This is a genomic window from Cellulomonas sp. PhB143 (assembly GCF_003752595.1).
Lineage (GTDB): Bacteria > Actinomycetota > Actinomycetes > Actinomycetales > Cellulomonadaceae > Paraoerskovia.
The window spans coordinates 77046-91469 of record NZ_RKIJ01000015.1 but is presented as its reverse complement, the minus strand read 5'-3'; the positions used below and the strand labels follow the sequence as shown (position 1 = coordinate 91469).

The 14424-nt window shown below is 76.1% G+C and carries 10 protein-coding genes; 7 read left to right on the top strand and 3 right to left on the bottom strand.

The window, feature by feature from the left end:
- Positions 1-56 precede the first annotated feature (56 nt).
- Positions 57-3125 (bottom strand): D-alanyl-D-alanine carboxypeptidase family protein, encoded by a 3069-nt coding sequence (locus EDF32_RS14625; RefSeq protein WP_158614102.1) that lies wholly within the window; start codon positions 3123-3125, stop codon positions 57-59.
- 169 nt (positions 3126-3294) lie between these two features.
- Here EDF32_RS14625 and EDF32_RS13120 point away from each other — a divergent pair, with 169 nt between their 5' ends.
- The 6 genes from EDF32_RS13120 to EDF32_RS13095 all read left to right on the top strand — a co-directional run bounded on the left by EDF32_RS13120 (position 3295) and on the right by EDF32_RS13095 (position 10448).
- Positions 3295-3801 (top strand): hypothetical protein, encoded by a 507-nt coding sequence (locus EDF32_RS13120; RefSeq protein ID WP_123309008.1) that lies wholly within the window; start codon positions 3295-3297, stop codon positions 3799-3801.
- Positions 3802-3849: 48 nt separating this feature from the next.
- Positions 3850-4377, top strand: a complete 528-nt coding sequence (locus tag EDF32_RS13115; protein ID WP_148061608.1) for a hypothetical protein — start codon at positions 3850-3852, stop codon at positions 4375-4377.
- A gap of 215 nt (positions 4378-4592) precedes the next feature.
- The gene (gene hrpA / locus EDF32_RS13110) at positions 4593-9017 is read left to right on the top strand and encodes an ATP-dependent RNA helicase HrpA (protein ID WP_370449990.1); all 4425 of its coding nucleotides are present in this window, start codon (positions 4593-4595) and stop codon (positions 9015-9017) included.
- A gap of 80 nt (positions 9018-9097) precedes the next feature.
- Positions 9098-9424, top strand: a complete 327-nt coding sequence (locus EDF32_RS13105; protein ID WP_123309006.1) for a helix-turn-helix transcriptional regulator — start codon at positions 9098-9100, stop codon at positions 9422-9424.
- The gene (locus EDF32_RS13100; protein WP_123309005.1) at positions 9421-9936 is read left to right on the top strand and encodes an SRPBCC family protein; all 516 of its coding nucleotides are present in this window, start codon (positions 9421-9423) and stop codon (positions 9934-9936) included. The genes EDF32_RS13105 and EDF32_RS13100 overlap by 4 nt, the downstream gene beginning before the upstream one ends.
- Entirely contained in the window at positions 9933-10448 is a 516-nt protein-coding gene (locus EDF32_RS13095) for a DUF664 domain-containing protein (RefSeq protein ID WP_199734939.1), read from the top strand. The genes EDF32_RS13100 and EDF32_RS13095 overlap by 4 nt, the downstream gene beginning before the upstream one ends.
- 195 nt (positions 10449-10643) lie before the next feature.
- Here the strand turns inward: EDF32_RS13095 and EDF32_RS13090 are convergent, their stop codons facing one another.
- A complete protein-coding gene (locus EDF32_RS13090; protein WP_123309004.1) occupies positions 10644-11363 on the bottom strand; it encodes a tyrosine-protein phosphatase in 720 nt (239 codons plus the stop codon).
- A 144-nt stretch (positions 11364-11507) separates the two neighbouring features.
- On the opposite strand from EDF32_RS13090, the gene EDF32_RS13085 reads away from it, so the two are divergent.
- Complete coding sequence (locus tag EDF32_RS13085) at positions 11508-11699, top strand: PspC domain-containing protein (RefSeq protein ID WP_123309003.1); 192 nt, start codon at positions 11508-11510, stop codon at positions 11697-11699.
- A gap of 52 nt (positions 11700-11751) precedes the next feature.
- On the opposite strand, the gene EDF32_RS14995 is transcribed toward EDF32_RS13085, so the two are convergent.
- On the bottom strand, positions 11752-14373 hold the full coding sequence (locus tag EDF32_RS14995) for an esterase-like activity of phytase family protein (RefSeq protein WP_123309002.1): 2622 nt from the start codon (positions 14371-14373) through the stop codon (positions 11752-11754).
- Positions 14374-14424 lie beyond the last annotated feature (51 nt).

The window sequence follows — 14424 nt, the reverse complement described above, 5'->3', positions numbered from 1 at the left end:
TAGGCGTCGCGTCCGACACGGGCCTGCTTCTCGCCGACCTGCTCCCCGACCTCTGCCTACGTCGCCGCGTCGACCTTGGCCTTCGCCGCCGCGGACGCCTTCTTCGCCGCGTCGGCCTTCGCCTTCGCCGCGTCCGCCGCCTTCTTCGCCGCGTCGGCCTTCGCCTTCGCGTCCGCCGCGGCCTTCCCGGCATCGGCCGCGTCGGCAGCCGCCGCGTCGGCGTCCGCCTCGGCCCCGGCCGCCTTGTCCGCTGCCGCGTCAGCCTCCGAGTGCGCCTGCGCCGCCGCGGCCGCCGCAGTCTTCGCCGCCGCTGCGGCGGCCTCGTCGGCAGGGTCTGCCTCCGCCGCCGCGTCCGCATCGGCAGCGGCGGCGTCGGCCGCAGCCGCCGCATCCGCGGCGTCGGCTCGCGCCTTCTCGGCCGCGTCCGCCGTGACCTGCGCGTCCGCCGCCTCGGCGTCCGCCTTCTCGGCCGCGTCGGCCTTCGCCGCTGCGTCCGCCGTCGCCGCGTCGTACGTCTTCGCCTCCGCCGCGGCAGCCGCGCTCGCCGTGTCCGCCGCTGCCGCCGCCTTCGCCGCCGCGGCCTTCAGCGCCTTCAGCTGCGCGGCGGCGTCGGACGACGGCGTCGGCTTCGGCGTCGGCGTGGGAGAAGGCGCCGGCTTCGGCTTCGGCTTCGTCGTCGCCGACGGCGTGGGCTCCGGACCCGGCTTCGGCTTCGCTGTCGCCTTCGGCTTCGCCGCGCTCGCGTGCGTGCTCCCGTGCGACGCCCCGGCGCCCGTCGTCGGGCCCGGCGCTCCACCGGCCGTGCCGGCGCCGCTCAGGAGGCTGCCGCCGCCGGCCGACCACAGGCCGGCCGTACCCCCGCCGCCCGACCACGGGATCACCGTCTCGATCTGCCCCGGCGTCAGCTCGCCGCCGAAGAACTCGAAGTGCCACGGCTCCGGCTTCGAGCCGTCGGCCCGCGCCCACGTGGGGTTGTCCCAGCCGTAGAGCGGCCCGTTCTGCCGCAGCCAGCGGTACTCGGCGCTCGTCCCGCTCGAGATCGGCGCGGCGAGGTCGAGCGCCAGGCCCCACCCGTGGTGCGACGTGCCCGGGATCGCGGCGAGCGCCGGCTTCGCGGCCCGCACGGCGACCTGAGCGGCGTAGGACCGGTAGGAGTCGGTGATGCCGATCTGGTGCCCGAACACGCTCTCGAACGCGGCCGACATCGCGACGAAGCGGTCCGCGGCGTCGCACCGCAGCGACTGCCCGGGCGCGAACGAGATGGGGCAGAGCACCGAGGCGGGCAGCTCCCCGTTCTTGTACCCGGCGCTGGTGCTCGCGTAGCGCCCGACGACGGTGCGCAGCTGGTCGAGCAACGGGTTGCCGCCCGTGACCACGGTCCCGTCCGCGAGCACGGTCCCGGCGGCCAGCACCGTGCCGTCGGGGAGCACGAGGCCCGCCGAGGGCCGCGGCTGCACCGACACGGGGACGTCCGCGCCACCGAGCTCGAGCATGTACGCGAGGCGCCGGGCGGCTGCCTCGACGTCGGCCCAGGTGACCTTCTCCTGCTCGACGCCGGCACGTTCGTCGTCGGCCGGCGCGGAACCGTCGGTGCTCGTCGAACCGTCGGCGGTCGCCGCCCCGTCGCTTCCGGAGTCCCCCGGGGGCGGGGCCGCATCGGCCTCCGGGACCGCGGCGGGGTCCTCCGAGCCGGTCTCGGACACGCCGACGTCGGCACCGGCTCCCGCGCCGGTGACGCCTGTCTCCGCGGCGCCCGCGCCGTCGGCTGCTGCCCCGCTCGCGCCTGCACCGTCGGTCGCGCTCGCGAGGCCTTGCTCGGGCGTCGGCGTCGGGCTCGGCTCCGGCTCGGTCCCCGCCAACGCGTCGCCGGTCGTCGCGGCGCCGTCGACGTCCACGTCGTCCGTCGCCGTGGTGGTCGCGTCCAGGGCGTCGGGGGTCACGTCCCCGGCAGCCTCGGTCTCGACCTGTCCGGGCCCGACGAGCGTCGGCGGCCGCAGCTCGGGCGCGGACAGCACCTGGGGCGCGACGAGCGACGTCGTCGGGCGCTGATCGATCTGCAGGCCGCGCTGCGCCCCGGTCGTCCGGGTGCCGTCGCCCTCGGGGTGGGCCGCCTGCTGCGCGTCCCAGGTCGCCAGGAGCATGGCGAGCTCGGCGAGGGGCTGCGCGAGCGGCGACGGCGTGGCCGTCTGCGAGGACGCGCCGTCGGGCGTCACCGTGACGCCGGCCGACGCACCGGCGCCCGCCGCGCCGGCGGTGCCACCGGCCTGCGTGCTCCCGCCCGCTCCCGCGGAGGGGTCGACCGAGGGGTCGACGCCGGTGGTCGCTCCGGCGGACGCGGCGACACCCGTGCCCGTGGCGCCGGTACCGGCGCCGCCGGCGGGCTGCGGAGCGCCGGACGGCGTCGCGGAGGGCTCCGCCGACGGCACGGTGCCGGCGTCGGGCGCAGGGCTCGCGTCCGGCGCGGGCGTCACGGCGGGCGAGGCAGCGGGAGCAAGCGTCGCGGCCGGCGCGGGCGAGTCAGGGCTCGTGCCGCCCGGCGCGCTCACCACGGGCGCCTGCGGCTCCTTGCCGGTCGGCGCGGCCAGGCCGGAGGGGGACGACGGCGTCGTCCCGCCCGGCGAGGTCACGCCCGGCGAGGTCACGCCCGGCGATCCCGCCGCACCCTCGCCCGCACCGGGCACCCCGGCGACCGGCCCGGTCGGGGTCTGCGCGACGGCTGCCGCGGCGTCGTCGGCGGCCGCGCGCGCGGCCTGCTCGGCGTCCTGCGACGCCTGGAGGATCGCGAGGACCGCTGCACGGTCGAGCGGGCGCTGGACCGCGTCGGGCGTCTCGTCCGCGACCGCCTGCGCACGGGTACCGCCGGCCGAGAACGCCCCGGCAGGCACACCGCTCATGGACACGGGGCGGGCGCCTCCCACGGCACCGCCCAGCGCGCCCGCGGGTGCCGCACCGGTGGTCGGGTGGTCGACCGCCCGGATCCAGCGGCTCACGTCGTCGGAGCCCACGCCGGACACGCCGGAGGCACCCACGAGGACCGTCGCGGCGCCGAACGCACCGACGACGCCCACGGACGCGCGGCGCAGTCGTGCGCGGCGGCGGGCGGCTCGTTCCTGCTCGCTGCTCACCGGTCGTGCCTCCAACCGAACTCCTCCTGGTCGACCCGGTTACCAGCGTGCGCCTCTCGCGGCGAATGTGCCAGACGTCACGTGCGGCTCCGCACGAGTTCACCCCGGCCGGGCTCGTCCGGCAACAGGGGGCTCCCGGTGACCGACGCGACGGTGCGACGATGTCGGAATGTACTCCACCTCCCGCCGTCCCCGGAGGCCGGTCCGCCCGGTCACCGCCCTGGCCCTCGCCGTGCCCCTGAGCCTCGGCGTCCTCGCCACCGCAGGCTGCTCGACGGACGACCTGCCCGACGGGTCCGGGCTGCAGTCCGCGCTCGACGACGCGAAGAGCCAGGTCTCCGACATCACCGACTCCGCGCAGGACCTCGCGGACCGGCTGGGCACGCTGCCCGACGACCTCCGGGACCGCACCCAGACCGCCGTCGACGACGCCCAGACCGCGGCGGAGCAGGCGCAGACGGCGCTCGACGACCTCCAGGGGGCGACGGGCGACGCCCGCGCGGACGCCGAGCAGCGGCTCGCCGACGCCCAGGACGCCCTCGACTCCGCCGACGCGCGGCTCGACGAGGTCCGCGAGGGCGCGGCCGACGCCGACCCCGGGCTCGGTGACCGGCTGGACGACCTGCACGGCCAGGTCGACGAGCTGAGCACGGAGGTCCAGGACGCGCGGTCCTGAGATCCAGCTCCCTGTTTCCGTCCAGGTTGGTGGCCCATGCTGTCGGACATGACATCGACGTCTACCTCACGAGGCACGGGCCCCCGGGCCGAGCGCGCCTCGGGATCGCGCGCCACGACACGGTTCGCCGCCGCCGGGCTCTTCGCGATCGCCTCCATGATCCCCTTCGCGGGCACCTCCGCCGCGACCACCGGATCCGTCCACCAGGTCATCGCCGCGGCGCGCTCGCAGACCGACGCCATCTCCGCGAACCTCGCCGCTGCGCGCACCGACGCGCGCAGCCTCGGCGGGACCCTGCGCGCGATGGTCTCCAGCGCGGTCGAGTCGGCCGCCGCCGCCTCGGAGCAGGCGGGGACCGCGCTGACCAGCGCGTCCGACGCCGCCCGCTCCACCGAGGACCTCCTGGGCCGCGCCACCGTCGAGATCGCCGACGCGCAGGTCGCCCTCGAGGCCGCGTGGGCCGAGCTGCACCACGCGACCGACCAGGTCGCCGGCTCGGGGACGCCCGTCCCCGGCAGCCTGACCGAGCTCTCCGACCACCTGGACGCCCTGCGCGGGCAGACCGAGGCCGGCTGAACGACGCATCGCCCGGTGCCCGACATCTCGCTTGCGCCCCCTTGCGAGAATGGACGACCGTGAGCACCGACCCTCGTCCCGACGCACGCCCCGACCAGGGCGGGGCACCCGCGCGCGGCGCGGGCCGACGTCGGGCAGGACGCGGACGACGGGGCGGCGGACGCGAGGACGGACGCGGTGCCCGGACCGCCGACGGGCGCGGGACCCGCTCCCGGGTGAGCGCCGCCCAGCTGGAGAAGGCCGCGGCGGCGCGGCGGGACGTCGTCGTCCCCGAGATCGTCTACCCCGAGCAGCTGCCCGTCTCCGCGCGGCGCGAGGACATCGCCGCCGCGATCCGCGACCACCAGGTCGTGATCGTCGCCGGCGAGACGGGGTCCGGGAAGACGACGCAGCTGCCCAAGATCGCGCTCGAGCTCGGGCGGGGCCGCGAGGGGCAGATCGGGCACACGCAGCCGCGGCGGATCGCGGCGCGCTCCGTCGCGGAGCGGATCAACGAGGAGATCTACGGGAGCTCCGACGTCCCCCTCGGGGAGATCGTCGGCTACCAGGTGCGGTTCACGGACCAGTCGTCCGAGCGCACGCTCGTCAAGGTGATGACGGACGGGATCCTGCTCGCGCAGATCCAGCGCGACCCGGAGCTGCTCGCGTACGACACGCTGATCATCGACGAGGCGCACGAGCGCTCGCTGAACATCGACTTCCTGCTCGGGTACCTCACCCGGCTGCTGCCGCGGCGCCCCGACCTCAAGGTCGTGATCACCTCGGCGACGATCGACTCCGCGCGCTTCGCGCGGCACTTCGCGCCCGGCGGCCCGCTCCCGGCACCGTCGCCCGCCGACCTGTCAGACTCCGGCCCCGCCCTGGCGGGGCGAGAGTCTGACAGGTCCGGGGGTGAGCAGCCCCGCACCGCACCGGTCATCGAGGTCACCGGCCGCACGTTCCCCGTCGAGATCCGCTACCGCCCGCTCGTGCCCGACGACGCGGGGACCGGCCGGGCGCGCAAGGAGGAGCGCGACCTCGTCACCGGCATCGTCGAGGCCGCGCAGGAGCTCATGGCCGAGGGGCCCGGCGACATCCTCGTGTTCCTCTCCGGCGAGCGCGAGATCCACGACGCCCAGGACGCGCTGGAGTCCTGGCTCGGGGAGCGCGCCCGCGACGCCCGCCGCCCCGACCACGTCGAGATCCTGCCCCTGTACTCGCGGCTGAGCGCCGCCGAGCAGCACCGCGTCTTCCAGTCGCACCGCTCGCGACGCATCGTCCTGGCGACCAACGTCGCCGAGACGTCGCTGACCGTCCCCGGCATCCACTACGTCATCGACCCCGGCACGGCGCGGATCTCGCGCTACTCCAAGGCCACGAAGGTGCAGCGCCTGCCGATCGAGCCGATCGCCCAGGCCAGCGCGAACCAGCGCTCCGGGCGCTCCGGGCGCGTCGCGGACGGTATCGCGGTCCGGCTGTACTCCCAGGAGGACTTCGAGTCCCGCCCCGAGTTCACCGAGCCCGAGATCCTGCGCACGTCGCTCGCGTCCGTGCTGCTGCAGATGATCGCCGTCGGGGTCGTCGCGACGCCCGACGACGTCGCGCAGTTCCCCTTCGTCGAGCCCCCGGACACGCGCGCGGTGCGCGACGGCGTCCAGCTCCTCACCGAGCTCGGCGCGCTGGAGGCGAGCTCTCCCCGCGACGGCGGCGCGCGCCAGCGCCTGACGGAGACCGGGCGGGTGCTCGCCCGGCTGCCGATGGACCCGCGCCTGGCCCGGATGATCTGGGAGGGATCGAAGCACGGCGTGGCCCGGGAGGTGGCGATCGTCGCCGCCGCCCTGTCGATCCAGGACCCCCGGGAACGTCCCGCGGAGCAGCGCGAGCGCGCCGACGAGCTGCACCGCCGGTTCGCGGACGGCCGCTCCGACTTCCTCAGCTACCTCAACCTCTGGGAGTACGTGCGCACGCAGCAGCGCGAGCTGTCGTCATCGGCGTTCCGGCGGCTGTGCAAGGCCGAGATGATCAACTTCCTGCGGGTGCGCGAGTGGCAGGACGTCGTCGGCCAGCTGCGCGAGATGGGGCGCCCGCTGGGCATCGACCTGTCGCACACCACCGAGCGCAGCACCGCCCGCCCGGTGGGAGAGGCCCGCCCGGCCGGCGAGACGCCCGAGCTGCGCCACCTCTGGGACGACGACGCCATCCACCGCTCGATCCTCGCGGGGCTGCTCTCCCAGATCGGCATGCAGGAGACCAACGAGCTCAAGGCGTCGAGCTTCGCGCACCTCAAGGGGCCGGCCCGCGAGCAGGCGGTGCGGCGTGCGAAGAAGCAGGCGCGCAACGAGTACCTGGGCGCCCGCGGGGCGCGGTTCGCGATCTTCCCCGGGTCGCCGCTGTCGAAGAAGCCGCCGGCGTGGGTGATGGCGGGCGAGCTCGTCGAGACCAGCCGGCTGTGGGGCCGCGACGTCGCGCGCATCGACCCCGAGTGGGCCGAGTCCCTCGCCGGCCCGCTCGCCCGGCGCACGTACTCGGACCCGTACTGGTCCACGAAGCGCGGCGCCGCCCAGGCGCTCGAGAAGGTGCTGCTGTACGGGGTCCCGATCGTCAGCGACCGCAAGGTCCTGTACGCGAAGGTCGACCCGGAGGCGGCGCGCGAGATGTTCCTGCGCCACGCGCTCGTCCAGGGCGAGTGGACGACGCACCACGCGTTCTTCGCCGAGAACCAGCGCCTGCTCGAGGAGGCCGCGGAGCTCGAGGCCCGGTCGCGCCGGCGCGGGCTCGTCGTGGACGACGACGCCCTGTTCGACTTCTACGACGAGCGCGTGCCCGACGACGTCGTCTCGGCCGCCCACTTCGACCGGTGGTGGCGGACGGCGCGTCGGGAGACGCCCGACCTGCTGACCTTCACGCTCGACCAGCTCGTGCCCGAGGCCGAGCAGGTCGACACCTCCCAGTTCCCGCAGGCGTGGCAGCAGGGCGACCTGACCCTGCCGCTCACCTACCAGTTCCAGCCGGGGACCGATGCCGACGGCGTGACAGTGCACATCCCCGTGGCGGTGCTCAACCGCGTCGCGCCGGACGGGTTCGACTGGATGGTGCCCGGCCTGCTCGACGAGCTCGCCACCGCGACGATCCGCTCCCTGCCCAAGGCCGTGCGCGTCCAGCTCGTGCCCGCGCCCGACGTCGCGCGGGACGTCGTCGGCTGGCTGCGCCAGAACACGCCCGCCTGGGAGGACATGGCCCGGGCCGGCGACATGGCCGAGTCGTTCCGGTCCGCCTTCACCCGCGCGGTCCGGGCGCTGCGGGACGTCGTCGTGCCCGACGCCGCGTGGGACGGGGCCGCCGAGCGGCTCCCGGCGCACCTGCGCATGACGTTCCGCGTCACCGAGCCGCGCGGCGCGGCGGGCGAGACGATCGCGCTCGACGAGTCCAAGGACCTCCTCGCGCTCCGGCGCCGGCTCGCACCGCAGGCCGAGGCCGCCGTGCGCACGGCCGTCCGCGGAGCCGTCGGCCGCGCGCTCGCCGAGGCGGCTCGGTCGAGCTCGGGTTCCGGGGCGGCCGCCGCCGAGGGGCTCGGACTGGCCGCCACGTCACCTTCCGACGGTGGGCGGCGGTCGCAACAGGCGGCCTCGACGTCCTTCGACTCCTCGTCGCCAGCCACCCCCCGCGACCCGGGCGACCGCGCCGCCGGCCCGGCCTCCGCCGCGCCGTCCGGCGGCGCGGCGCACGTCGTGGTCGCCGAGCAGGTAGGGCTGCGGACCTGGCCCGAGGGGCTGCCCGGGGGCGCGCTGCCCGACGAGGTGAGCACGGACCTCGGCGGCGGGACCGTCGTGCGGGGGTTCCCCGCGCTGGTGGAGGAGCCCGACGCCAAGGGCCGGCCCGGCGTCGCGCTGCGGGTGCTCGCCGACGCGCGGACCCGCGGTGCGCAGCACGTGCGGGGCGTGCGGCGGCTGCTCGTCACCGAGTGCGCGCTCTCCGACGGGCGCATCACGTCGCGCTGGAGCGGCACGCAGTCGCTGACCCTCGCCGCGAGCCCGTACCGGACGACGGCGGACCTCGTCGCGGACCTGCAGCTCGCCGCGGTGGCGGCGCTGACCTCGGGCGCCCCGGGGAGCGTCGCGGACGCCGCCACGATCACGGACGCCGACGCCTACCGGGCGGCGCGCGACGGCGTCCGCCGCGGGATCGAGGACGAGGTGCACACCGTCGTCGGGCACGTCGTCGCCGCTCTGACCGCGAGCCGGACGCTGGAGGGCGAGATCCGCTCGGCGAACAGCCTGGCGCTGCTGAACGCGCTGACCGACGTCCGCGACCAGGTCGCCGCGCTGGTCGACGTGGGGTTCGTGGCCGAGACCCCGCCCGAGCGGCTGCGGCACCTGACCCGGTACCTGCGCGCGGCGTCGTACCGCGTGGAGCGGGCCGCGGCGAACCCGAACCGCGACGCCGAGCTGGCGTGGCGGGTGCACGACGTCGAGGACGCGTACGCGAAGGCGCGCGCCGCGTACGCCGCCGGCCCGCCCGACGCCGCGCGGGCCGCCGAGCTCGCCGACGTGCGCTGGCAGATCGAGGAGCTGCGCGTCTCGCTGTTCGCGCAGCAGCTCGGCACCGACGGCCCCGTCAGCGAGAAGCGGATCCGCAAGGTGCTGGCGCCCGGCGGCTGGTGACGCCCGCCGCGGGAGCGCGGGCACGGCGCGATCTCGCATGTACCTGGACAGGTACGTACCAGCACGGGTACATTCAAACCATGGAAGCTGCACTGCGGGCCCTGGCCGACCAGAGCCGGCGGACCGTCATGGAGGCCCTGCTGGCCGGCCCGGCGACCGTCGGCGAGCTGGCCGCGATCCTGCCGATCGCCCGCCCGGGGGTCTCACGCCACCTGCGGGTGCTCCGCGAGGCGGGGCTCGTCGACGTGGCCCACGACGCGCAGTGGCGCGTCTACAGCATCCGCCCCGAGCCGCTCGCCGAGGTGGAGGAGTGGCTCGGCCGGTACCGGGCGCTGTGGGAGCAGCGCGCGGACGCACTGCACACCGAGGTCGCACGGGGAAAGCACGAGCGAAGGAGCACGGCATGAGCGACGAGACCCGCACGAACCACCGCACCATCGGCAGCCTGCGGACCGCGGACGGGACGGGGGTGGTCCGGATGGAGGACCGCTACGCCACCGACGTCGAGGACCTGTGGACCGCCCTCACCGAGCCCGACCGGCTCAGCCGATGGATCGCCGAGGTGACGGGCGACCTCCGTCTCGGCGGGACCTTCCACGCGCGCTTCACCAGCAGCTGGGACGGCCCCGGGCGCGTCGACGTCTGCGAGCGCCCGCACCACCTCGTGCTGTCCATGTGCCCGGGCGAGCCCGAGGAGACGGTCATCGAGGCCTGGCTCAGCGCCGACGGCGACCACACCCGCCTGGTGGTCGAGGAGCGGGGCTTCTCCCTGCCCGAGGTCGCCGCGCACGGGGCGGGCTGGCAGGCGCACGTGGAGGACCTCGCCGCGCACCTCGCCGACCGGCCGGCCGGCGACTGGAGGAGCCGCTGGGCCGAGCTGGCCCCGCACTACCGCCGGCTCGCGGAGGACCTCTCGTGACGACCGGCACCCGGGCGGCGACGGACCAGGACGCCGCGCTCCTCGCGCTGCTCGACGCGCAGCGCGGCCGGGCGTTCGAGATCGTCTCCGGCCTCGACGACCGTCAGCTCGTCGAGCCCGTCCTCCCGTCCGGCTGGACCCCGCTCGGCATGATCGAGCACCTCGGGTTCGCCGAGCGCCACTGGTTCCAGGGGGTCGCGCTGGACCTCGCGCCACCGCCGCCCTCGCCGGGGTCGCCCGACCCGGGCGGGCCGTTCACCACGACCCGGTCCCCCGACGCCGTCTTCGCCTTCTACCGCGAGCAGATCCGGCGGGCGAACGTCCTGCTGGCCACGACGCCGCTCGAGACGCCCCCGCGGGGCCGGCACGAGGGCGCGGGCCCGGGGCAGGTCCCGGACCTGCGCGCCGTCGTCCTGCACATGATCGAGGAGACCGCCCGGCACCTGGGCCACCTGGACGCCGCCCGCGAGCTGATCGACGGCCGTACCGGCCTCGGGCCGGACGACCTGTAGCGGTCCGCCCACCGTCCCCACCGACCACCGCCCACCGACCACCGCTCACCGCCCACCGACCACCGCCGAGCGCGTCATCTGTCGGCCCACGGAGCCGATCCGACCGACAGATGGCGCGTTCGGCCCCTGAGGGAACCGCCGAGCGCGTCATCTGTCGGCCCAGATCGCAGATCCGGCCGACAAGTGGGGAGCCCGTCAGCCGACCAGCCGCTCGCGCAGCGCCGACGCCTGGGCGTCGGTGAGCCCGTGCGCCCGCAGGTAGCCCAGGACGCTGCCGTGCTCCGCCTCGACCTCCCCGAGCACGCGGTCGAGGCCCTCGGGGTCCGTGCCCACGAGCAGCGCCTCGACCTGCGGCGTCAGCTCGACGCCCATGCGCTGGATCCCGGCGACCATCCGGTCGCGCCACGCGCCGCCGAGATTGCCGGTCGACGCCGCGTAGTCGGTGAGCACCGCGTCGCGGTCGGCGTCGACGGCGAGCAGCACCAGCGCAGTCGCGACCCCCGTGCGGTCCTTGCCCGCGGTGCAGTGCACGAGCACCGCCTCGGGCCCCTCCGCGACCAGCGCCGCCGTCCGCGCGAAGCCCTCGCCCGCGCCGGCCAGCAGGTCGCGGTAGATCGACTCCAGCGACGGCAGCGTCGTCAGCTGCTGGACCGACCCCTCGAGCATCGGCAGCGGCACGAGCCGCGGGTGCGGGGCGTCGGCCGGCCAGCCCGGCATCGCCTCGGTCTCGCCCCGGCTGCGCATGTCCACGACGTAGCCGACCGGCCCGGACGCGAGCGCCGCCCGCCCCGCGGCCGTCAGCGACGCCAGCGAGTCCGAGCGGAGCAGGACGCCGTGGCGCACCGGCCCGCGGGGCGTCGGGATGCCGCCGACGTCGCGCAGGTTGGACAGTCCGTCGAGCACGAGGTCGGTCATGGCTCCGCTTCCGGGGTCGGGGTGGTGGCACCACGCATCGTCCGCCACGCCGGCCCCGCGCGCCAGCCGTTCGGCGGATCTCAGGGGCGACGTCCGGGACGTCCCCGATGTGGCGACCGTGCCCGACGACGTAGCGTCGCCGCCATGTCCACCGTCACCCTGTCCCGTCCCCGGTACGACCGCTGGATCGCGGGCGTCTGCTCCGGGCTCGCCCGCCGGTTCGGCGTCCGGCCCGGCACCGTCCGCCTCGTCGCCGTGCTCTCGTGCCTCCTGCCCGGCCCGCAGGTGCTCGCCTACGTCGTCCTCTGGGTCGTCATGCCCCGCGACCCCGCCTGACCCGCTCGCCGGCGGCCGCGAGGTAGAGCGGGGGGCGGGCGGCCCGGGTCGCTCAGGAGCGCCAGCGGTCGGTCAGGTCCTGCCACCAGTCGTCGAGCCGCTCACGCAGCGCGTCGATCAGCGCGCCCAGCCCCCCGTGGCCCCCGGAGCCGGCCGACCCGCCGTCGTGCCCGCCGTCGGAGCCGGCCGACCCGCCGTCGTGACCGCCGCCGGAGCCGGAGCCGTCGTCGTGCCCGCCCGAGCCGCCGCCGCGGGGCAGCTCCCGCGCGACGGACCCGTCGCCGCCGAGCAGCTTCTTCGCGGACCCGAGCTCGAGCAGCACCGTCTCGCCGGTCGCGTCCTCGACGCCGTCGTTGTCGGTGACGGCGTACACCTGTCCGTCGCCGCCGATCGTCAGTCCCTCGAGCTTCTCCTGGGTCCAGCCCTTCGTGGCACGCAGCGCCGGCAGCACGTCGACGGCCAGGCGCTTGCGGACCGGCGTCACCGCGCCCGCCGCCGCGCCCGCGGGCAGGTCCGCGGTGTAGACCCGCTTGACCGCGGCGGCCGGCCCGTTGAGCTTGTCGCGCTCGATCACGGCGACCGTGTCGGCGTCGACCATCGTGATCTCGGACAGCCCGAGCCAGTCGTCGTCGGTCGACGGCGTCTCCAGCGAGTAACCGAACCACGTCCAGCGGGCGGTGCCGACGTCATACCGCCCGATGCGGGCGTAGCCGCCGAGGCCGTCGTCGGTCGTCAGGCCGCGCTGGAGCGCGACGACGAGGTGCTCGCCCGCGGCGTCCGTGAGGCCGGAGACGCCCTCGATCCCCCACTTGCCCAGGCCGGCGGCGACGTCGGCGGGCAGCGCGACCCGCTGCTGCACGGTGCCGGCGGCATCGGTGCGCACGAGCGCGTTCTGCGCGCCCTTCGCGCCCTCGACACCGAGCCAGAACCCGCCGGCGGGGCGCGCGTAGACGCCCTCGACGTCGAGCCCGGCGGGCGCGCCGGCGTCGGTGACGGTGAGCGAGCGGTCGACGACGGCGGGCGAGCCGTCCTTCAGCGACGACACGTCGAGCGAGAGGATCTTCGTGGGCGTCTGCGCGGCGTCGGTGGCCGTCCAGAGCCGGTCCTTCGCCGCCGGGTCGGCGGAGAGCGCGCCGAGCGCGGTCCACCCGATCGGCGTCCCGGCGGGGGCCGCGGGGTCGTCGGCGGAGACCACCGAGGGGAACTGCGGCGTCCCCGCGCCCTTCGCGTACTTCGGCCCGAGGCCGAACACGCCGACCGTGGCGCGCACGCCGTCGGCCGCCACGTCCTCCTCGCTGGAGGTCAGGAGCAGGTTCCGCGACGGCACGGGCAGCAGGCCCTCGGGCCCGTTCGTCGTGGCCAGCACCTGCACGAACCGCGGCGCGGCGGGCTTCGAGACGTCGTAGACGGCCACGAAGTTCGAGCGCTCCGAGCCGACGAACGCGTACCGCGTCCCGCCGAAGGTGGCCGTGGCGAGGCCCTCGATCTCGACGCCCTTCTTGGCCGCGCGGTCCTCGGTGTGCAGGCCGACGCGCACGGCGAGCCGCTCCATCTCGTTGCCCGCGTCCCAGACGACCGCGCCGGTCGTGGCGTCGAAGATCGACCAGCCGCGCGTGCCGCCCTTCCAGTCCCCCTCGTTCGCGGTAGCGACGTGGCGGTCGTCGACCCAGGCGATCGCGTCCGGCTCGCGGGGGACGTCGGTGATCGAGCCGCTCTGGTCGATGCCGCCGTCCTTGGCGGTGTCGATGCCGGTCACCGTGTCGGTCCCCGCGCTGAACGCCTGGACGATCGCACCCGTCGCGACGTCGAGGATCACGACCCCGTCGTTCTCCTGCAGCGTCACCGCGTACCGGGTCCCCGAGGGGTTCACGGCGACGTACTCGGGCTCGGGGTCGACCGGCGTGTCCATGGCCGCGAGCGCCGGGAGCGCCGAGCCGTCGGGGGCCGTGAGCGGGACGGGCGTCGCGCCCCAGCCCGCGGGCGTGGGCGCGGACAGGTCGAGGAGCTGCACGAACCCGGCGGGCAGCTGCGGCAGGTCGCCCTCGTCGCCGCCCGCGGGCGCGGCCTCCTCGTCGCGCTCGTTCTCGATCGCGACCGCCGCGTGCTTCCCGTCGGGCGTGACGACGATCGAGTCCGGCTGGCCGCCGAGGTCGATGGACCGCACGCGGGTGCGGGTGGCGAGGTCGACGACGTCCACGCGGCCGGTCGGCTCCGTAAAGCTCGTGGAGGTGTCCACCACGACGAGGACGCACGCGCCGACGACGGCGACCGACGTGGGCTGGTCGTCGCTGTCGCCCAGCTCGGCGAGGCTGAGGGTGCCGAGCCCCCGCGGGCTGCCCGGGTCGCTGACGTCGAGGAACCCGACGCGCTTGCCCAGCGCGTCCGTGTACACGAGCGTCTTCCCGTCCTTCGAGATGCTCGAGATCTCCGCGACGGACTCCGCGGTGGCCGGCTCCCCGTCGGGCCGGTTCTGGAAGACGGGGTAGGTCGCCAGGCGGTGGAACGTCTCGCTCGGCCTCGGGCTCGCCCAGCCGGCGGACGACGACGTCCCCTGGGCCGGGAGGGCGGCGGCGACGGTCGCGAGCGCCAGACCGACGGCGGTCGCGGCGGCGACGGTGCGGGTGCGGCCGGGGCGGTGCTGTCCGGGACGGTGCTGTCCGGCGGGGGCAGGCATGGGCTCTCCTTCGTCGATGGCCTCCGCAGGCTCTCGGACGCGGGCGACCGG

Coding starts and splice junctions, on each gene's coding strand:
- EDF32_RS14995 (WP_123309002.1), bottom strand. CDS start 14,373: ATGCCTGCCCCCGCCGGACAGCACCGTCCCGGACAGCACCGCCCCGGC.
- EDF32_RS13085 (WP_123309003.1), top strand. CDS start 11,508: ATGTCCACCGTCACCCTGTCCCGTCCCCGGTACGACCGCTGGATCGCG.
- EDF32_RS13120 (WP_123309008.1), top strand. CDS start 3,295: ATGTACTCCACCTCCCGCCGTCCCCGGAGGCCGGTCCGCCCGGTCACC.
- EDF32_RS13105 (WP_123309006.1), top strand. CDS start 9,098: ATGGAAGCTGCACTGCGGGCCCTGGCCGACCAGAGCCGGCGGACCGTC.
- EDF32_RS13090 (WP_123309004.1), bottom strand. CDS start 11,363: ATGACCGACCTCGTGCTCGACGGACTGTCCAACCTGCGCGACGTCGGC.
- EDF32_RS13100 (WP_123309005.1), top strand. CDS start 9,421: ATGAGCGACGAGACCCGCACGAACCACCGCACCATCGGCAGCCTGCGG.
- EDF32_RS13115 (WP_148061608.1), top strand. CDS start 3,850: ATGACATCGACGTCTACCTCACGAGGCACGGGCCCCCGGGCCGAGCGC.